This window comes from Methyloversatilis sp. MC4-4 (assembly GCF_049843555.1).
GTDB lineage: Bacteria > Pseudomonadota > Gammaproteobacteria > Burkholderiales > Rhodocyclaceae > Methyloversatilis > Methyloversatilis discipulorum_B.
The window spans coordinates 1,147,838-1,166,949 of sequence record NZ_JBBHZK010000002.1 but is presented as its reverse complement, the minus strand read 5'-3'; the positions used below and the strand labels follow the sequence as shown (position 1 = coordinate 1,166,949).

General features: G+C 69.2%; 18 protein-coding genes. 9 read left to right on the top strand and 9 right to left on the bottom strand.

The window, feature by feature from the left end; genetic code table 11:
• Window positions 1-125: 125 nt before the first annotated feature.
• The 4 genes from WDZ97_RS12300 to WDZ97_RS12285 form a co-directional block, all read right to left on the bottom strand.
• On the bottom strand, window positions 126-1,541 hold the full coding sequence (locus tag WDZ97_RS12300) for an FAD-dependent oxidoreductase (RefSeq protein ID WP_425762906.1): 1,416 nt from the start codon (window positions 1,539-1,541) through the stop codon (window positions 126-128).
• 6 nt (window positions 1,542-1,547) lie between these two features.
• Entirely contained in the window at window positions 1,548-1,853 is a 306-nt protein-coding gene (locus WDZ97_RS12295; protein WP_304006741.1) for a ferredoxin family protein, read from the bottom strand.
• Between the two features lie 3 nt (window positions 1,854-1,856).
• Window positions 1,857-3,989, bottom strand: coding sequence for a molybdopterin-containing oxidoreductase family protein (locus WDZ97_RS12290; RefSeq protein WP_425762905.1), 2,133 nt, complete (start codon window positions 3,987-3,989; stop codon window positions 1,857-1,859).
• 177 nt (window positions 3,990-4,166) lie between these two features.
• Window positions 4,167-5,642: a PLP-dependent aminotransferase family protein gene (locus WDZ97_RS12285; RefSeq protein WP_425762904.1), complete on the bottom strand. Its 1,476-nt coding sequence runs from the start codon at window positions 5,640-5,642 to the stop codon at window positions 4,167-4,169.
• Window positions 5,643-5,846: 204 nt separating this feature from the next.
• Between WDZ97_RS12285 and WDZ97_RS12280 the strand changes: the two genes are divergently transcribed.
• On the top strand, window positions 5,847-6,632 hold the full coding sequence (locus tag WDZ97_RS12280; RefSeq protein WP_425762903.1) for an SDR family NAD(P)-dependent oxidoreductase: 786 nt from the start codon (window positions 5,847-5,849) through the stop codon (window positions 6,630-6,632).
• Between the two features lie 12 nt (window positions 6,633-6,644).
• Here WDZ97_RS12280 and alkB read toward each other — a convergent pair whose 3' ends face one another.
• Both alkB and ada read right to left on the bottom strand, forming a co-directional pair.
• Window positions 6,645-7,289, bottom strand: a complete 645-nt coding sequence (alkB, locus tag WDZ97_RS12275; protein WP_425762902.1) for a DNA oxidative demethylase AlkB — start codon at window positions 7,287-7,289, stop codon at window positions 6,645-6,647.
• Entirely contained in the window at window positions 7,289-8,371 is a 1,083-nt protein-coding gene (ada, locus tag WDZ97_RS12270; RefSeq protein ID WP_425762901.1) for a bifunctional DNA-binding transcriptional regulator/O6-methylguanine-DNA methyltransferase Ada, read from the bottom strand. Before ada ends, alkB begins: the two co-directional genes overlap by 1 nt.
• Before the next feature lie 329 nt (window positions 8,372-8,700).
• Here ada and WDZ97_RS12265 point away from each other — a divergent pair, with 329 nt between their 5' ends.
• Entirely contained in the window at window positions 8,701-9,330 is a 630-nt protein-coding gene (locus tag WDZ97_RS12265) for a DNA-3-methyladenine glycosylase family protein (RefSeq protein ID WP_425762900.1), read from the top strand.
• Between the two features lie 7 nt (window positions 9,331-9,337).
• On the opposite strand, the gene WDZ97_RS12260 is transcribed toward WDZ97_RS12265, so the two are convergent.
• On the bottom strand, window positions 9,338-10,141 hold the full coding sequence (locus WDZ97_RS12260) for a ferredoxin--NADP reductase (protein WP_425762899.1): 804 nt from the start codon (window positions 10,139-10,141) through the stop codon (window positions 9,338-9,340).
• 264 nt (window positions 10,142-10,405) lie between these two features.
• On the opposite strand from WDZ97_RS12260, the gene WDZ97_RS12255 reads away from it, so the two are divergent.
• Window positions 10,406-10,795, top strand: a complete 390-nt coding sequence (locus WDZ97_RS12255) for a putative zinc-binding protein (protein ID WP_425762898.1) — start codon at window positions 10,406-10,408, stop codon at window positions 10,793-10,795.
• Window positions 10,796-10,903: 108 nt separating this feature from the next.
• Window positions 10,904-11,599, top strand: a complete 696-nt coding sequence (locus WDZ97_RS12250; RefSeq protein WP_425763018.1) for a hypothetical protein — start codon at window positions 10,904-10,906, stop codon at window positions 11,597-11,599.
• A 4-nt stretch (window positions 11,600-11,603) separates the two neighbouring features.
• On the opposite strand, the gene WDZ97_RS12245 is transcribed toward WDZ97_RS12250, so the two are convergent.
• Both WDZ97_RS12245 and WDZ97_RS12240 read right to left on the bottom strand, forming a co-directional pair.
• On the bottom strand, window positions 11,604-13,076 hold the full coding sequence (locus tag WDZ97_RS12245; protein WP_425762897.1) for a YdgA family protein: 1,473 nt from the start codon (window positions 13,074-13,076) through the stop codon (window positions 11,604-11,606).
• A gap of 423 nt (window positions 13,077-13,499) precedes the next feature.
• The gene (locus WDZ97_RS12240) at window positions 13,500-15,257 is read right to left on the bottom strand and encodes a PQQ-dependent methanol/ethanol family dehydrogenase (protein WP_425762896.1); all 1,758 of its coding nucleotides are present in this window, start codon (window positions 15,255-15,257) and stop codon (window positions 13,500-13,502) included.
• 310 nt (window positions 15,258-15,567) lie between these two features.
• Between WDZ97_RS12240 and WDZ97_RS12235 the strand changes: the two genes are divergently transcribed.
• The 5 genes from WDZ97_RS12235 (at window position 15,568) to WDZ97_RS12215 (ending at window position 19,072) form a co-directional block, all read left to right on the top strand.
• Window positions 15,568-16,032, top strand: a complete 465-nt coding sequence (locus WDZ97_RS12235) for a hypothetical protein (protein ID WP_425762895.1) — start codon at window positions 15,568-15,570, stop codon at window positions 16,030-16,032.
• Window positions 16,029-16,412, top strand: a complete 384-nt coding sequence (locus WDZ97_RS12230) for a hypothetical protein (protein WP_425762894.1) — start codon at window positions 16,029-16,031, stop codon at window positions 16,410-16,412. Before WDZ97_RS12235 ends, WDZ97_RS12230 begins: the two co-directional genes overlap by 4 nt.
• Window positions 16,409-17,023: a hypothetical protein gene (locus WDZ97_RS12225; RefSeq protein WP_425762893.1), complete on the top strand. Its 615-nt coding sequence runs from the start codon at window positions 16,409-16,411 to the stop codon at window positions 17,021-17,023. The genes WDZ97_RS12230 and WDZ97_RS12225 overlap by 4 nt, the downstream gene beginning before the upstream one ends.
• Complete coding sequence (locus WDZ97_RS12220; RefSeq protein WP_296808857.1) at window positions 17,020-17,268, top strand: S4 domain-containing protein; 249 nt, start codon at window positions 17,020-17,022, stop codon at window positions 17,266-17,268. Before WDZ97_RS12225 ends, WDZ97_RS12220 begins: the two co-directional genes overlap by 4 nt.
• Before the next feature lie 82 nt (window positions 17,269-17,350).
• On the top strand, window positions 17,351-19,072 hold the full coding sequence (locus WDZ97_RS12215) for a tetratricopeptide repeat protein (RefSeq protein ID WP_425762892.1): 1,722 nt from the start codon (window positions 17,351-17,353) through the stop codon (window positions 19,070-19,072).
• The last annotated feature ends 40 nt before the right edge of the window (window positions 19,073-19,112 follow it).

Here is a 19,112-nt window from a genome sequence, read left to right as displayed (position 1 = left end):
GGGTCAGAGGACCCCTCCCACAGAAACCCGGCCCTGGCGCCAGCCGTGGATCGGGCGCATTCCGTGTGGGAGCGACCGCTGGTCGCGATGCGGCGGGCGCAGGCCGCGGGCTCCGCTTCAGGCCGCTAGCGCGCGCACGCTCGCTCCCGCGATTGCGGGGCTTCGGCAACCGCGGCGGCATCCAGCATGTCTTCGACGCGGACGAACTTCTCTGCAGGTTTTCCGCCTGCGCGTCCGCGCTCGGCTTCCGCCTGCTCAATTGCGCGCCACCCGGCGAAATCGACTACTTTTCTGTGGTCGGCTGCCAGTTGCGCGAGCAGGCCGGCGCGCCCGGCTTTCGGGGCGTCGAGCTGCGCCAGGTCGGCCAGCAGGCTGGTCACCGTGTCCACGCTGTCGGCGCGGTTGGTGCCGATGACGCCGGTCGGGCCGCGCTTGATCCAGCCCGTTGCATACCAGCCGCGCAGCACCTCGCCGCCGGTGTCGACGATGCGGCCGTCGCGATGCGGCAGCGCGCCGCGTACCCGATCGAAGGGCAGGCCGGGCACCGGCGTGCCGCGGTAGCCGACGCTGCGCAGCACCAGCCCGGCCGGCAGGCTCAGCCGCTCGCCGGTCGGGGCCGCGGACTGTGCGCCGGGCTCACCCGACAGCGCCTGCGCTTCCAGCTCGATCCGTTCGACGCGCGTCGCTCCGCTCAGCGCCACCGGCGCGCAGTGGAAGTGCAGGTGCAAGGGGCGCCGCCCGTCGTCGGCGGGCGTCTGCGCGAAGCCGCGCAGGATGTCCAGGTTGCGCGGGGCGTGAACGAAGCCCGGCAGCACCAGTTCGGCCTGGCTGGCGTCGTTGAGCGCGAGTGCCGCTGGATCGACGCGTGGCTGCCAGCCGGGCAGGGTGCCCAGTTCGCGCAGCTCCTTCGGCGTGAACTTCGCCTGCACCGGCCCGCGCCGGCCCACCAGGTGGATTTCGCGGATGCGCGAGCGAGCCAGCGCGTCGATGGCATGCGCTGCGATGTCGGTGCGTCGCAGCACATCGACCGGGCTGGCGAGGATGCGGCAGACGTCGATCGCCACATTGCCCTGGCCGATCACCACCGCGACCTCCTGTTGCAGATCGAATTCGAGGTCGGCGCATTCCGGCCGGCCGTTGTACCAGCCGACGAAATCGCCGGCCGCATGCACGCCGGCCAGGTGCTCGCCGGCGATGCCGAGCCGGCGGTCGCCGGCCGCACCGGTGGCGACGATTACCGCGTGGTAGAGCGCGCCCAGTTGCTCTGCCGACAGGTCACGCCCGAGCTCGACGTTGCCGAAGAAGCGCAGCCGCGGATCTTCGGCGATCTGCGTGAACACGGTCGTGACCGACTTCAGCTTCGCGTGGTCGGGGGCGACGCCGAAGCGCACCAGGCCGAAGGGTACGGGCAGGCGTTCGATCAGGTCGATCTCCACCTGCAGGCCGCTTTCCAGCAGGGCCTCGGCGGCGTAGAAGCCGCCGGGCCCGCTGCCAACCACGGCCACGCGCAGCGGGTGGCCTTCAGTTCCGGGTATGGCCATCGCGCATCACAGTCCCAGCTGCTGCCGCCGCGCGTCGGCGCCGTCGAGCGGCGGCAGGCGGGCGCGGATGACCGGATAGCGCTGCGCCGCCTCGGCATTGATGCGTATCCAGTGCTGCTGGTCGTCCGCCAGGTCGAATTCCTCGACGATGGCGTGCACCGGGCAGGCCGGAATGCAGGCGCTGCAGTCGATGCACACCGCCGGGTCGATATAGACGCGCACCTCGTTCACATGGAAGCAGGCCACCGGGCAGCTCGCCACGCAGTCGGTGTAGCGGCAGCCGCGGCAGTTGTCAGTCACGACATGGGTCATGATTCAGACCCTCTGTACGTCGACGCGGTTGTCGGAATAGGTGCCTGCCTGGCCGAGATTGCAGTGCCGGGTCGAGGTGGTCGAGTTGACCGCGGTGCCGCTGCGGTTCAGTCCCGGCCAGTGGCCGACATTGGTCATCATCAGGCCGGGTGACACGTCCTCGCTCACTTCGGCGCGCGCCTCGAAGGCACCGCGGTCGTTGAACACGCGCACATAGCTGCCTTGTTCGATGCTGCGCGGGCCGGCGTCGATCGGGTGGATGACGATGATCTGCTCGCCCTGGCGCCGCTGCTGCGTCGGTTCGTTCGCGTACTGCGTGTTCAGGAAGGCGTGCGGCTTCGGTGACACCAGATTGATCGGGAAGGCGCTGGCGCCGTCCGGCATCATGGTTTCGACCGACGGGATGTAGTTGGGCACAGGGTCGACCGGCGTGCCCGGCTGCATCGCTTCGTAGCCGGAGCGCCAGACCGGTACGACGAAGTTGCCGCCGGCCGCCAGGCTGGACGCGAATTCGCACTTGCCCGAGGGCGTCTTGAAGTCGCCGGTGGCATGCGGTGTGCGCTCGTCCGGCAGCCCGACGTCGAGCCGCATCCAGCCCTTCTCCTTCAGCGTTTCCAGCGTGATGCCCTTCATCACTGGCGCGTCCCAGTCATAGCAGCGGCGCAGCATTTCCCAGTCGTCGAGATCCCAGTGCTCGTCGGTAAAGCCCATGGTTTTCGCCAGCCGGCGGAACAGTTCGACATTGGGCACGCACTCACCGGGCGGCGCGATGGCCGGCTGGTTCAGGTGCATGTAGAGGTGGCCCCAGGTCACCATGATGTCCAGCTGCTCGGCCTGCATCGTCGCCGGCAGCAGAATGTCGGCGTACTTGGCCGTGTCGGTGATGAACAGTTCGCTGCACACCGTGAACAGGTCTTCGCGCTGCAGCCCTTCGACGATGGTGCCGGCGCCTGGTGCCTGCGACACCGGGTTGGAGTTGTAGACGAACAGCGACTTGATCGGCGGATCGAGCGGCATTGCACCCGTCAGCGCGGCGCCGAGGTCCAGTTCGTTGATCACCCGGGTGCCCGGCGGAATCCAATCCGGCCGGCACATGAAGTCGAACTTGAACGGAAATTCCCAGATCGGCATTTCGATGGTGCCGCCGCCCGGATAGCGCCAGGCGCCGGTCAGCGCCGGCAGGCAGGTGATGGCGCGCACTGCGTCGCCGCCGCCGGGGCTGCGTTCGACCGCCACGCCCTGGCGTATCGCCGAGCGCTGGGTGCCGGCGTACTCGCGCGCCAGCGTCAGGATGTCGACCACCGGAATGCCTGTGATGTCCGATACGCGCTCGGGTGGAAACTCGGCCGCGCGCGCTTTCAGCTGGTCGAAACCCAGCGTGTATTTCTCGACGTAGTCGTGGTCGTACAGGTCCTCGCTGATGATCACGTTCATCATGCCCAGCGCCAGCGCGGCGTCGGTGCCCGGCCTGATGCGGATGTGCCAGTCGGCCTGCTTGGCGGTGCGGGTGCGCACCGGGTCGATCACCACGATCTTGGCGCCGGCCGCCTTGGCCTTCAGCACGAAGGGCCAGCCGTGCAGATTGGTGTTGAGCATGTTCATGCCCCACACGATGATGTACTTCGACACGGCCAGACTTTCGACGTCCATGCCGCCGGTCGGCCCCACGGTCATGATCCAGGCGGTCGATGAACCGGATTCGCAGTAGGTCTTCTCGGCCACGGTCGAACCCAGCCGGTTGAAGAAGGCGTCGCCGGCGGTCAGCCCGTTCAGCGTGCCCTGATGGCCGAGGTAGGCGTGCGGCATGATGGCCTGCGTGCCGTACTGCGCAATGATGTCGGTCCACTTCGACTTGATGGTCGCCAGCGCTTCGTCCCAGCTGATGCGCTCGAACATGCCCGAACCCTTGGGGCCGACCCGCTTCATCGGGTACAGCAGACGGTCCGGGTTGTAGTGGTGCTCGGCAAAGTTCTTCAGCTTCACGCACAGCCCGCCGCGCGTCATCGGGTGGTCCGGGTCGCCGGTCACCTCGACCAGCTTTCCGTCCTCGACGTGGTACAGGAAAGCACAGGTGTCGGGGCAATCCTGCGGACAGGCGCCGCGCACGACAAGGGTTTCGCTCGAATGGGTGGACATGGCTTTCTCCCGGTAGAAGAGGTGACAAGGGGTGAATGGGCGGGCCCTCTGTGGAGCCCGGTCCCGATGTCTGCCCGGTGAAAGTTAGTCAGTGGCGGTGGCGGGAGACAGGGCCAGTCGGAGAAAAAAGGATGGTGCCAGCGGGTGGCGAGCGCCTTATCCCGGCTGCGGTGACCGTCAGCGGGCGAGCGCCTGCGCCAGCCCCTCGATCCCGCGCTCGATCTGTTCCTCCGCCAGATGCCCGTAGCCCAGCATCAGGCAGCGTTCGTGCCCCGGCAGCAGTTCGTGGAACCACACCGGGCTGTCGGACAGCGGATAGACGCCGGTGCCGAAGCTGCGTGCGGCAGCCTGTACCTCGACCGCAGGCGGACAGGATTCCGGCAGGCGCAGCAACACATGCTGGCCGGCGTCGGCGCCCTGGACGCGCACTTCGGGCAGATGCGTGCGCAGCGCGCCGACCAGCGCGTTGCGCCGCCCTTCGTGGGCGGTGCGCAGGCGGCGCAGGTGGGTGTCGTAACTGCCGTCGCGGATGAACTGTGCCAGCGTGGCCTGTTCCAGCCAGGGCAGGCCGTTGTCCATCAGCGACTTGATCGTTACCGCGGTGCGCACCAGGTCGCGCGGCAGCAGCATGTAGCCGATGCGCAGGCCGGGGCCGAGCGTGCGGGTGAATGAATTGACGTAGATGACGCAGCCGTTGCGGTCCAGCGACTGCAGCGTCGGCAGCGGCGCGCCTTCGTAGCGGTAGTCGGCGTCGTAGTCGATTTCCAGGATGTAGGCGCCGTTGCGCGCGGCCCATTCGAGCAGCGCGAGGCGCCGGTGCAGCGGCATGGTGCCGCCGGTCGGGAACTGGTGCGACGGCGTGACATAGACCAGCTTCACCCGCCGCTGCGGCAGCTGTCGAACGTCCACGCCGTGCGCATCGACCGCCACCGGAATGACCTGGGCGCCATAGCTTTCGAACAGGAAGGCCGCACCGCGGTAGGTGGGCGCCTCCATCACGACCGGCGTGCGGGTGCCGACAAAGAGGTGCGCGACCAGATCGATGCCCTGCTGGAAACCGGCGACCAGCAGCAGCTGTTCGGTCGAGGCCACCATGCCGCGCGTCGTGGCGAGGTGGTTCACGATGAGCTGGCGCAGTTCGGGCAGACCGGCCGGGTGGCTGTATTCGCTCATGCGCTCGGCCGCGCCGCCCAGGCATTCGACGATGAGCTTGCGCCAGATGCGTTCCGGAAAGCTGCGCGGGTCGGCGCGGCCGAACACGAAGTCGGCTGCGAGGCCGGGCTGGGCCGGACGATGCAGGCCGGTCAGGCCGCGGCCGCCGTAGGGCAGCGGCAGGTTCAGCGCACGGTGTTCGGCGCCGCTGCGCAGATCGTCGATGCTGTCCGGCGAGCGTATCAGGGTGTCGGGCAGCGTCTTCGCGACGAAGGTGCCGACCGCGCGCTCGGTGTACAGATAGCCCTGCGCGATCAGTTCCTCGTAGGCGGCGGTGACCGTGTTGCGCGATACGCCGATCTGTCGCCCGAGGTCGCGCGTCGCCGGCACCGGCGCGCCGGGCGGCAGCAGGTGGTGCTCGATCAGCGCGCGCATCTGGGCGACGATCTGCGCCTGCAGCGTGCTGTCCAGGGTCGGGTCGACGAGGATGGGAAGGTGCACGGCGTGAAGTCAGGGTGGCGTCGTTCCGGCGACCCCGTGGCCGCCTCTCTGTCGCGAGATTAACAGCAGATCCGCGCGCAGGTCGGCAGGGTACGGGCCGCGGGTCTATATCGTAATTGCAGAGGATCGCAGGCGCTTCACAACCGCACTACAGATGCGCGGCGCACCGGACTCGACCGGCGCACGACAAAGAGGGAGACGGACATGAGTGCAGGAAATGGAAGCGGCTGGGCGCTGGTGACCGGCGCGTCGAGCGGACTGGGTGTCGAGTTCGCGCGCCTGCTCGCGGCGCGCGGACGCAATCTGGTGCTGGTGGCGCGCAGCGTCGAGGCGCTGGAGACGCTGGCCGCCGAACTGACGGCCGCCCATCGGGTTGCCGTCCGCGTGGCCGCGCTGGATCTGTCGCAGCCGGACGCGGCGATCGAACTGAAGCGACGGACCGACGGACTGGGGCTGCGTGTCGACACGCTGATCAACAATGCCGGATTCGGCGTGCACGGCGAATTCGTCGAGGCGGATTCGCGGCGCCTGCAGCAGATGCTGGACGTGAACGTGTCGGCGCTCACCCAGCTCGCCCGCCTCTACGGCGAGGACATGCGCCGCCGCGGCGACGGTCGCATGCTGCTGGTGGCCAGCCTGCTCGGCTTCATGGCGTCGCCGGTCTACGCCGCCTACGCGGCGACCAAGGCCTACGTGCTCAGTCTGGGCGAAGCCCTGCACGACGAACTGGCGCCGCATGGCGTCACCGTCACCGTGCTGGCGCCCGGCCTGACCGATACTGCCTTCACCCGCACCGCCGGGCACGAGGCGTCGGCCACGCTGAAGCTGATGCTGATGCAGCCGCGACCGGTGGCCGAAGCCGGCCTGCGCGCGCTCGATGACGGTCGCGCCTGCGTGGTGCCCGGGGTCCTGAACAAGCTGTCGGCGTGGTCCACCCGCATCACGCCGCGCGCCATGCACCGCCGCATCATGCAGGCGCTGCTGGCCTGAACGCCGGCGGTTTCAGGCCGCTGCGCGGAAGGTGAGATTGATGCGGCAGGCGCCGGTCAGCGGATGCTCGGCGTGCGCCAGCGGCAGCACACCGTGAAAGCGCAACCGCGACGGGCCGCCCCACACGACCACGTCGCCATGCACCAGACGCAGCTTCTGCGTCGGGTCGATCCGCCGCAGGCCGCCAAACAGGAAGACGGCCGGAATGCCGAGCGACACCGACACGATGGGCGCGCCGTAATCGCGCTCGTTGCGGTCCTGGTGCAGCGTGAGCCTGGCGCCCGGCACGTAGCGGTTGATCAGGCAGGCGTCGGGCGCAAATCCGGGGAAACCGGCGCGCGCCGCGGCGTCGTGTGCGAGCGCGCTGAAGCAGGCCGGCATCGCCGGCCATCGTCGCTCGCTGCCGGGGTCACGCGAGGTGTAGCGGTAGCCCTGTTCGTCCGAGTGCCAGCCCAGCGCGCCGCAGCTGGTGGTGGCCACCGACATCGTGTGGCCGCCGGGCGTGATCAGGTGACGGAAGGGCGCTCTGGCGGCGATGTCGTCGATCGCGGCCAGCAGTGTCGGCGCGACGTCGCGCGCACAGCCACGCAGCAGCGCGGCACCGGGCGCCAGCGCGTAGATGCCGGCCTCGCGTTCCTGTTCGTCGAACAGGTCCATCAGTCGCTGCGCTCGCGGTCGAGCAGTGCGCGCTTGCGCGCCACGCCCCAGCGATAGCCCGACAGACTGCCGTCGGTGCGCACGACGCGGTGACAGGGCACCGCCACCGCCAGCGTATTGGCGGCGCAGGCGCTGGCGACGGCGCGCACCGCGGCCGGTGCGCCAATGCGCTGCGCCAGTTCGGTGTAGCTCAGCGTCTGTCCCGGCGGTATCGCGCGCAGCGCCGCCCACACCCGCTGCTGGAAGGCGGTGCCGCGGATGTCCAGCGGCAGCGCCAGACCGATGCGCGGCGCCTCGACGAAGCCGACCACCTGCGCCACCAGACGCGCGAAGTCGGCATCGTCGCCGCTGAGGCGTGCCTGCGGGAAGCGGTCCTGCAGTGCGCGTGCCAGCGCGTCGGCGTCGTCGCCCAGCGCGATCTCGCATACGCCCTGCGTGCTGGCTGCGACCAGCAGTGCGCCGAGCGCGCATTGCGCGATGGCGAAGCGGATGTCGGTGTCGGCGCCGCCGGCGCGATAGCGACGCGGCGTCATGCCGAGCGGCTGGGCCGCTTTTTCGTACACCCGGCTGGTCGAACCGTAGCCGGCGTCCACGATGGCCTCGGTCACGCTGGCGCCGTCGGCCAGCCGCTCGCGCAGTCGTGCCGCGCGTCGTGCCACCGCCCAGGCGCGCGGTGTCAGCCCGGTGTGTGCCTTGAACACGCGCAGCAGGTGGAAGCGACTGAACCCGGCTGACGCGGCCAGTGCGTCGAGCGAAGGAAGCGTGTCGGCGTCGTCGATCTGCCGGCACAGTGCGGCCACCATGGCGGCCTGCCGCTCGGCCAGGGGCGGCAGGTCCGGCCGGCAGCGCTTGCAGGGCCGGAAGCCGGCCGCCTCGGCGTCGGCGCGGCGGGCGTGAAAGGTCACGTTCTCCGGCCGCGGCGTGCGCGCGCCGCAGGACGGGCGGCAGTACACGCCGGTGCTGCTGACCGCGTAGACGAACTGTCCGTCGGCACCCGCATCGCGCGCCCGTACCGTCGCCCAGCGCGGGTCGGCCAGCGTGGCTGCGGCGCGTGCCTCACGGCGGCTGGCGGTGTTCGTCATCGTGCTTCCGCTTCTTTCGGGTGGTCGATACCGGGACATTAATCGCTGTGCACCGACGACGCACTCCGCCGATTGCTTTCGAATCCGGGTGGGTCGCCGCAGTCAGCAAGCTTCGATCCCGGCCGCTGTCGGGGTCAGAAGACCCCTCCCACAGAACCCCGATCGAGGCTCAGGTCGTCGATCGGGCGCACCACCCCTGTGGGAGCGGTCTTCTGACCGCGACGCGGCTTCGGCAAGCCGCTGGCGGTGGCTGAGGCCGCCCGAACGGGTCCTTCCGCAGGCAAGTCACGGTCGACATCGCCCGGCCACGGTCGCGATACTACGTTGACATGGACACCCTCGACACGATGCATCACCACCACGAAGCAGCGCACTTTCTGGCCGCGCTGGACGACGACTGGGCGGCGCTGGTCGCCACGGTCGGCCCCTGCCTGCACGCGCCCAAACCGGCGCGCGAGCCGTGGCAGGCGCTGCTGCGCGCGGTGGCCTACCAGCAACTCAGCGTGCGCGCCGGCGACACGATGATCGCGCGCTTTCTGGCGCTTTACGGCGAAGGTGATTTTCCGTCACCGGAGCAGGTCTGCGCCACCTCGCCGGACGCGCTGCGCGGCTGCGGTTTCTCCGGCCGCAAGGTGGACACGATACGCGGCATCGCCGAAGCGGCCCGCAGCGGCGTCGTGCCGACGCTGGCGCAGGCGCGCGGCATGGACGACGAAGCGCTCGTCGCCCGGCTGACCGCGCTGCACGGCATCGGCCGGTGGACGGTGGAGATGATGCTCATCTACACGCTGGGCCGCACCGATCTGCTGCCGGCCGACGACCTCGGCGTGCGCGAGGGCTACCGTCGGTTGCGGCGTCTCGACCGCCCGCCGACGCCGCGACAGATGGCCGAACTGGCGTTGCCCTGGTCGCCGCACCGCACCGCCGCCAGCTGGTATCTGTGGCGGGTACCGCGCTGACCGTGCCCTACCAGTACTTCTCGAACAGCATGCTGCCCGGACTGTTGCGCCGGCAGGGCGTGAAGCCGCGCTCGGCCAGCAGTGCGCGCATTTCGGTGGTGAATTCCGGGTTGCCGCACACCATGACGCGGCTGTCGGCCGGATCCAGCGTGTGCCCGGCCTGGGCCTGCAGCGCGCCATTCGCGATCAGCTGCGGGATGCGACCGGCCAAGGCGCTGACACCGGGTTCGCGCGTGACGATGGGGACATAGGTCAGCCGGCCGTGCGACACCGCGGCCGGCGCCTCGATCTCGTCGCGGTAGGCCAGTTCGTCAGCCCGGCGCACGCTGTGCACCAGCACGGCGCGCGTATAGCGGTCGAGCGCGCCGGGCGTGCGCAGCAGCGAAACATAGGGGCCGAGGCCCGTGCCGGTCGCCAGCATCCACAGCGTGTCGCCGGGCGCCAGCTGGCTGTCGAGGAAGAAGCCGAATACCGCCTGCTCCAGCAGCACGGTGTCGCCCTCGCGCAGTGCGGCCAGCTGCGAGGTGAAGGCACCGCCGGGAATCAGCACCAGCAGGAATTCCAGCTCGCTGTCGGTGGTGGCCGATACGATGGAGTAAGGACGCCAGACCGCGGCCTCCGGCGTGTCGACCGGCAGCCCGAGGCGGGCGTAGTGGCCCGGCTGGAAGAGGTAGTCGGCCGGCCGCTCGATGCGGATCGACCACAGGACAGGTGTCCAGCGCCGGATCGCACTGATGCGCTGGGCGGTCGAGCGCGGCACGCGTGGCGCGGGTTTCGCCAGTGCCAGGGCTGCAGCGTCGGTTTCAGCCATGTCGCTCTCCTTCGTTGCCGTAAAGGGCAGACATCCATCGTGACAGCATGGACCGGCGGTGGTTCGCGCAATCCTTGTCGCAGCGCAAGGCGGCGCGAAAGTCGGCCCTCCAGACTGTCGGAAGCCCGTCCGTAGCCGACACCTGTTTCGCCCCCGTCTGTCGTGTCTCGCTGGCGCGAGGCGGCCCGGGGCGCGGTCGGTGGATGCGAACAGCCGCCAGCGTCGGCGGCCTGTGTCGCCGACGCACCGGCAAGGAGAATCGTCTTGAGCGCCCGTCACCGCCAGTTGCCTCTCGTCTACGCCTGCTCCGGCTGTTCCAGCGCTGCGCAGATGGCCAATCACATCGCCGTGAAGCTGGACCGCAGCGAGCGGGCCGAGATGTCCTGCATCGCCGGCGTCGGCGGCAACGTCGATCACCTGGTGCGCATTGCCCGCTCCGGTCGCCCCATTCTCGCGCTCGACGGTTGCCCGCTGGAATGCGTGCGCAGCAGCCTGGCGCAGCGCGACGTCGTGCCGACTCGCCACCTGCTGCTGCACGAGCACGGCGTGCGCAAGCGACAGCACGGCGAGTTCGACGCCGACGAGGCGGAGCGCCTGTACGCGGTGGCTGCCGGCATCGCCGCCGAACTGACGCCGGACGACCTGGCCGGCTGACCGCGCGCAAGACTGATCCGGATCAACGCAACGTCGTCGGCGCCTGCTTGACTGAAAGTTCAGACAACAAAGAGGAGAGGGCAGATGAAACTCGGTGGATTGCGGGCCATGCGGCGCGCCGGTGCGGCAGCCGCGACGGTGGCGGCGATGCTGGCAACGGTGCCGGCCGAGGCGGTGACGCGGCTCAGTTTCTCCGGCGTCGTGGACAGCGTCAGCGCGGGCTATGCGATACCCCGCATCGATGTCGGTGACGCGATCACAGGCTCGCTGCTGTATGACCCGACGGTCGCCGACGGCCAGCCGCTGAACTGGATCGGCTACTACCCGGGAGCGATTTCCGGTTTCAGCGCGACGATAGGCGCGCTGAGCTTCACCCAGTACACGGCACAGTCGCCGAACAGCGAGATCGATGTGATCAACGACGACTTCTCCGCGGGGCTGTATCGCGACAGCCTCTACTTCCGCGTGGCGGTGGCGGAAGCTGCGACCCCAGATGTCGTGCGTTTCCTGCAACTGAGCTTCTCGGTGGCCGGTACGACGCAGCCCGGCGTGCTGGTCGATGACAGCATTCCGGCCGACTTCGACCCCCTGGCGTTCTCGCTGCGACGCGGGTTCATAACGGTGCTGCCACCCGGTGTGAGCCAGGGCAGCAACTTCGCGCTGAATTCGGTCGCGGTGGCGCCAGTGCCCGAGCCGCGCATGTCGCTGCTGATGCTGGCCGGGCTGTCGCTGCTGTGGCTGGGCGCCCGCCTGCACGAGCGCCGCCGGAGGCCGGCCGCGTCGTCGCCGACGCAGTCCGGCTGACTACTTACTCAGCCAGCGCCGCCGGTGCCGGCTGCGCCATCGCGGTCGGGTTGAAGGGCAGGCCGTTCACCGTGAGCTGGCCCTTGCTGAAGGCGATCTTGGCCGACAGCTGGCCGTCCGCACGCGTAACGTAGCCCTGGCTGGTCAGCGGCTGCAGCGTCTGTTCGAACTGGGCGTCGGCCATGGCCGCAAGCTCGTCCGGATCGGCCTCGTCGCCGACCACGGCCAGCAGGCCGGCCTTGTTGCGTTCAACCATCATGCTGCGAACCAATGCTTCCGGCAGCGATAGGGCGCCGCTGGCGTCGACCTTGCCGAGCAGGCCCAAGGGGTTGGCCAGCTCATCCGGCGTGATGCCCGGTAGCGATACCTTCGCGCTGAGCGAGGTCGGGCCTTGCGGCGTGTTGAAGGCCAGGCGGTCGATGGCCACGACTGGAGCATGGCCCAGCAGTTCGATTGCCGGCCCCATCAGCTGCCCCATCTGCGCCTGCATCGCCTCCGGATTCGTCATCAGCGCGGGATCGGCCGACATCGTCATGAAGCTGCGATACAGCCGCGAGGTCGTGCGCGCGTGCAGGTGACGCAGCGAGAAGTCGTAGTGCGCCGGGCCGTAGCCCGTGCCGGCCACTTCGAATTTCTCGGCGCCGATGCGGGCCACCAGATCGACAAAGTCGCCGTCCTTCGGGATGTCGACCTCGTACACCAGCTTGGCCAGTTCCACCTTGGGCAGTGCCGCGCTGCCGGAGCGATCGTGGAAGCTGATGGCGTCCACGGTGAAGCGTTGCGAGCCGGCGTAGAGCAGCGGGTCGTCGTCGAACAGCCGCGTCTGGTCGCCGCTGAAGGCGAGGCCGGTCATCGCCATGCGCGAACCGGCGGCGTCGGTCACTTCCAGCTTCGGTGCAGCGCCACTCATCGTGTACTGCGTCATGCCTTCGGCGAAGTCGATGCGGGCCGTGATGCCGTCCCAGCTCACGCGCATCGCGTCGTCGTCGTCCTCCGCCGGCACGTCGAACACGAAGGCCGGGCTGGACAGTTCGCTGCGGCCGCCACCGGCGAAGTGGTAGACGGTGCGCAGATCCAGCGGCTTGCGGTCGCCGAACACCTTGCGCACCATTTCGAGCGCCTCGCCTTCGAGCACCAGTTCCGACTGTGCGACGCCGGCGTCGAACTCGGCGCCGCCTATCCACGGACCGTGGCGGATGTCGGTGCGCACGGTCAGACGTATCGGTTCGATGGCTTCTTCACCGGCGGCCTGCAGCGCGCGCGCAGTGTCGCCCATCAGTTCGATGGTGACGGTTTCGGTCGAGGAGAACACGCCACGCTGGTAGTCGCGCTTGACCAGCTTCACGTTCGGGATGCCTTCGGTCTGCTTGGCCTGGGCATTGTGCGAGTTTTCGATGCGCTGGCCCAGATACCAGGCGCCGCCGGTGTAGGCGATGAGCGGAAGGGCGACGACGGCGAGCACTGCGGCTTTCTTCATGAGGAGTCCCGTGTGGATGCGGATGGAATGTGAAGCGGGCGGGATCGTGACACGATAAGCCACTGCCCGCTGTGACATCGCACGCGTTCGCGCCGGAATCGTCGGACCGTGGGTGAGCAGCGGCTTCGGGTCAGCCTGCCATCGCGAGCAAGCTCGCTCTCTCAAGGGCCCGCCGGGCGCTCAGCGCGCCGATGCGGCGACGGTGCGGGTGGGGGCGTCGGTCGTGGTTTCGGGCAGGCTGGCGATCAGCAGGGCGAGGCCGAGCAAAGCGGCGGCGGTGCGGGTGCTCATGTCCATGTGCAGAAGTACAAAAAAAGACCGGCGCACGAGGCGCCGGTTGCGCTCACCCGGTACAGGCGAACACCATGAGGAGACGTTGCCCCGGGCTGCTGTCGCGCAGCGCCGGGTCGGCGGGTGGGGTGCTCAGTCCTTCATCAGCTTGAATACCCACATCGAACCGCCCTGGTTCAGATAGCTCACCTTCTTGGCGACGTCGCCGCCCCACAGCGGCACTGCGCCGCCCCAGCCGGCCGTCACGGCGACGTACTGTTCGCCGTCCTGTTCCCAGGTGATCGGGGGCGCGACGATGCCGGTGCCGACCTGGAAGGACCACAGTTCCTTGCCAGTCTTCGCGTCGGCTGCCTTGAAGAAGCCCTCCGGCGTGCCCCAGAACACCAGGCCGCCCTTGGTCGTCATCGCGCCGCCCCACAGCGGCGCGTTGTTGGTGATTTCCCACACCACCTTGCCGCTCTTCGGATCGACCGCGCGCAGCGCGCCGATGTAGTCGCCACCGATGTCCTTGGCGTCGGCCGTCTTGATGGTGAAGCCGGCACCGAGGTAAGCCGCACCCTTCTTGTAGGTGATGGGCTCGTTCCAGATTTCCATGCTCCACTCGTTGGCCGGCACGTAGAACAGACCGGTGTCCGGGCTGTAGGCCATGGGCATCTGGTTCTTGCCGCCGAGGAAGGACGGCGATACATGCACCACCGAGCCCTTCTTGCCGTCCTCGCTGGCCGTCGGGTCACCCGGGCGCTTGGCCGGGTCGTAGATCGGACGGCCGTTCTCGTCCAGGCCCTTGGCCCAGTCCAGCTTCTTGACGAAGGGGAAGCCACGCTCGAACTTGCCGGTGTTCGCGTCCAGCACGTAGAAGAAGCCGTTGCGGTCGGCCTTGCCGCCGAGGCGCTTGCCGCCGGCGTCGAAGGTGACGAATTCGTTGGTGCCGTCGTAATCCCAGCCGTCGTTCGGCGTGCCCTGGAAGTGCCACTTGATCTGGCCGGTGGCGACGTCGATGGCCACGGTCGAGCAGGAGTACAGGTTGTCGCCCGGGCGCAGGTGGCTGTTCCACGGTGCCGGGTTGCCGGTGCCGAAGTAGGCGAGGCCGGTCTTCGCGTCGAAGGTGCCGCCGAGCCAGGTGGCCGCACCGCCGGTCTTCCACAGGTCGCCCTGCCAGCTGGCGTTGGTGGTGCCGCTGATGCCGTTGTCGACCTTGTTGCCGGACTCGTCGAACTTGTAGCCCATGTGGCCTTCGATGGTCGGGCGCACCCACACCATCTTGCCGGTCTTGGCGTCGCGCGCCTCGACCCGGCCGATGATGCCGAATTCACCGCCGGACACGCCGGTCAGTACCAGGCCCTTGGCGATGATGGGCGCGGCCGAAGACGAGTAGCCGGCCTGGTAGTCGTCGATCTTTTCTTTCCAGACCACCTTGCCGGTGTTCTGGTCGAGCGCCACCAGCTGCGCGTCCAGCGTGGCGTAGATGACCAGGTTGTCATACACCGCGGCGCCGCGGTTGATCACGTCGCAGCAGGGCATGATGCCTTCGGGCAGACGGTGCTCGTAGGACCACAGCTTGCGGCCGGTTTTCGTATCGAGCGCGAAGATGCGCGAGTAGGACGCGGTGATGAACATCTTGCCGCCCACCACCAGCGGCTGCGCTTCCTGGCCGCGCTGCTTCTCGCCGCCGTAGGAATAGGACCAGGCCGGCACCAGGCGCTTGACGTTCTTGGTGTTGATCTTCGTCAGCGGGCTGTAGCGCTGGCCTTCCGTCCCCATGCCCCAGGACAGCACATCGCCGGTCGTGCGGGCGTCGTTCTCGATGTCGGCAGTGGTGACGCCGGCATGCACCGGGCCGCTGTGGGCGAACGCGGCGAGGATGAACAGGGCAAGGGTGGATCGCTTCATGTGTCGTCTCCGTCTGTGCGGATCGGTGTCCGCGGATGGAGCGGCAGACGCAAGGCGCGTACCAGAGCCGGGAATCCGTCCCTACCCGAATGCATATCGTGGCGGAGAGCCTTGCCGGAGGCCGGTGGACGCTGCACGGGGCAGCGCCGGGGTGCGCGCCGATGCGGAGTCCGCCGCGGACAGGAATCGAACGTGGTGACCGCTGCCGCCGTCCGGATTCCGGACTGTCGCGCGTCCATATGGATGACTGGCCGGGAACCGATTGGGCGGCCTAAACTGCGCTCATCGCGTCGTCATCGCCGGAGCCGTCATGAACATCCGCCTGCCGATACTGCTGGTCACCGGCCTGACTGCGCTGTCCGCTGCCGTGGCCGCTGCGCCCGGCGGCATACCGGCCGACGGGCGTCACTGCGCGCTGCAGACGCCGCCGCCGGACGCCGGCGCCTACGTGACCCCGGGCGGCTTCCTGCTCGCCTTTCCGCGCAACAGCGGCGTCGGCCGCGACTACACCGGCTGCCGCACGCTCTGGGTGGCGCAGGGACCGGGCGACACCCCGTTGCTGATGCGGCTCTACTTCCGCGGCGGCCGGCTGGCGGTCGCCGAGGCGCAGGACGGCCGCGGTGGGCGCGAAGTGCGCAGGTGCGTGCTGCCCTCGACCGACCGTGCCTGCGCCGGGCTGCAGGACAACCCGCTGGTCGCGCTCGATCTGCCGACCTGGCCGCGCGTCTGCACCGAACAGCCGGATCTGCCTGCATGCGCGCAGGACCCGGAATGAGGGCTGCTGCGCTGGCCCTGGCCGCACTGGTTGCCGGCACGCCCTCGGCAGCGGGCGCGGCGGACGCCGGACGTGATGTCGACGCCTTCATCGAACGTTTCCGCGCCGCCCTGCGCGCACGCGACGCGGCGGCCATTGCCGACCTGACCCGCCTGCCCTTCCTGTACGAAGGCCGCCGCCTCGACCGCGCCGCCTTCGTGCAGGTCGTGCCCACACTGTTCGATGCGCGCCTGAGCGCTTGCCTGGCGCAGGCCCGGCCGCAGACCGAGGGCGCTGATCGCCTGCTGTACTGCGCGCCCTACACCTTCCATCTGCGCGCCGACGCCAGCGGCCGCTGGCGACTCGACGAATTCGCCGCCGACGGCGAGGACATGCCATGAACTGGCAGCCGGTATTCGACGTGTCGCGGCCGGGCGCGGCCGAGTTCCACGGCTACGTGCTGTTCGGTCTGGCGTTGCTCGCGGTGGCCGGAGGCTTCTGGCTGCGCGCGCGCCGGCGCGGCGAGAGGTCGGGTACCGCGCGCGTGCTTGCCCTTTTTGCGCTGCTGATCGCCGCGCTCGGTTACGGCGTCAATACCTGGGACCGCAACCGGCTGGTCGAACACATGATGGCCGGTCGCGTGCTGACGGTAGAAGGCCCGGTGTTCGCGCACGCGCAGTGGCGCGAGGACATCACCCATCCTGGGCAGGGCAGCACGCGCCGTTTCCAGAACTGGGAGCGTATCGTGGTCGGTGGCGTCACCTTCATCTGGTCGCCCGGGGCGCACCAGGCCGCCTTCACCAACGCGCAGACACCGCCGCTGGCGCTGCGCGACGGCCTGTGGCTGCGCGTCACCTGGGTCGAGGACGCGCCGGACGAGGCGACGCAGCGGCGGATCGTGAAACTGGAAACCGCCGATCCGCCGCCCGATGCGACCCCGTGGGGCGTGCCGGCCAAGGTGCTGCCGGACGCACCCTATCCGTCGGTGCTGGTGATGCCGGGGCAGCGATGAAGTCATTCCATCGTCGCAGCGCCCGACCGGCGCCGGAGCCCGCCGCCAAGGAAAGACCGGCGCCGGAGCGCCACGGCCGGGTGCGCATCGACGCGCTGCTGGTCGAGCGCGGGCTGGCGCCGTCGCGTGCTGCAGCGCAGCGCCTGATCGATGCCGGTGTCGTGCTGCTGGATGGACAGCCCGTCACGCGGTCTTCGCAAACCGTGGCGGCCGATTGCTGCATTGCACTTCGTACGGAGGACTGAGCGCGGTCAACTGGCGCTGCCGCTTTGCTCGCTATATATATGCGCCCGGCGTCCGCTCCGACCCGTTACCCGCACCGACATCATGAAGCCCACGCAAGCCCCCGTCCGTCAGCCCGGCCCCGGCGAATTGCAGCCGGTATTCAATCTGTACAACGCCGGCCGTCTGGCCGAAGCGGCGAACGCGGCGCGCCAGTTGCTGGCCCGCTATCCCGGCGCCGTGGTGCTGCACAGTGTGCTCGGCTCGGCACTGGCCAGCCTCGGCCGGCTGGACGAGGCGGAGGCCGCTTTCGCTGCCGCGGTGAAGGCGAATCCCGGCTCGGCCGAACTGCTCAGCAACCTCGGTCTGGTGCAGCAGCAGCGCGGCCGGCTGGACGAGGCGCTCGCCACCTATACACGCGCCGTGGCGATCAAGCGCGACTTCCCCGAACTGCTCTACAACATGGGCGTCGTGCAGGACGCGCTCGGCCGTCGCGATGACGCGGCCGCCAGCTACCGCCGCGCCATCGCGCTGCAGCCGCGCTTCGCGCTGGCGCTGTTCAACCTGGGCACGGTGCTCGACCGGCAGGGCGCGCGGAGCGACGCGATCGCGACCTACCGGCGCGCGGTCGAGGCCGAGCCCGGTTTCGTCGAGGCGTGGTCGAATCTGGGCGCGGCGCTGCAGAAGGCAGGCGACGCCGAGCAGGCGGTGGCCTGTTACCAGAGGGCGCTGGACATCCAGCCGACGGCGACCGCCTGGTTCAACCTCGGTACCGCGCAGCGCGCCTATGGCCTGATGATGGATGCGGCTGAAAGCTACCGCCGCGCCATTGCGCTGGCGCCGGCCTATGCCGACGCGCACAGCAATCTCGGCGAAATCCTGCGCGACCAGGGCGACGGCGAGGGCACGCTGGCCGCCTTCCGCGCCGCGCTCGCGCTCGATGCGGAGCACGGCATGGCCAATTACAACCTCGGCCTGCTGCACCACGACCTGCACGAGTACGACAAGGCGCTGCCGTATTTCGAGCGCGCCCGCGTGCTCGACTGGCAGGACCGCGTGCTGTACTGCCTGTACAAGCTGCGCCGCAGCGACGAATTCGAGGCGCGGCTGCACGGTCTGCTCGACACCCGCCACCGCTCGCCGATGATTGCCACGCTGTCCGCCCACCACGCGCGCAACCGGCGCACTGCAGACACCTACCGCTTCTGCCCGGACCCGCTGGCGCTGGTCCATCACGGTCACCTCGACGCGCTGACCGACGCCGGTGACAGCCTGCGCGCCGATCTGCTGCGCGATATCGCGAACGCCGACATCCAGAGCCGCAAGCAGGGGCGGCTGTATTACGGCATCCAGTCCTCCGGCCACCTGTTCCGCCGCGCCGAAGCGTCGATCGCGCGGCTGGTCGGGCTGATCCGCGACGAGGTGGCGCGCTACCGCGCCACGCTGGCGGCGCACGACTGCGTCTATGCGCAGGACTTCCCGGTGCGCACCGAATTCGCCAGTTCCTGGTACGTGAAGATGAGCAAGGGCGGCCACCTGACCTCGCACATCCACGAAGAGGGCTGGCTGTCCGGCGTGCTCTACCTGGCGATGCCGTCGGACCGGCCGGCAGGCAGCACTGCCGGCGGCATCGAATTCAGCACCGACGGTGACGACTATCCGCGCGAGCACGACGATTTTCCGCGCAAGACCTTGCTGCCGGCGGTCGGCGACATCGTGCTGTTCCCGTCCTCGCTGTTCCACCGGACGATTCCGTTCGAATCGAACGAGGAACGCATCTGCATCGCGTTCGACGTGAAGCCGGCCGACGGGGAAAGCGGTCACTGAGGTGAGCGACAGGCATTCCGCCCGGTCCGTATCGTCACGG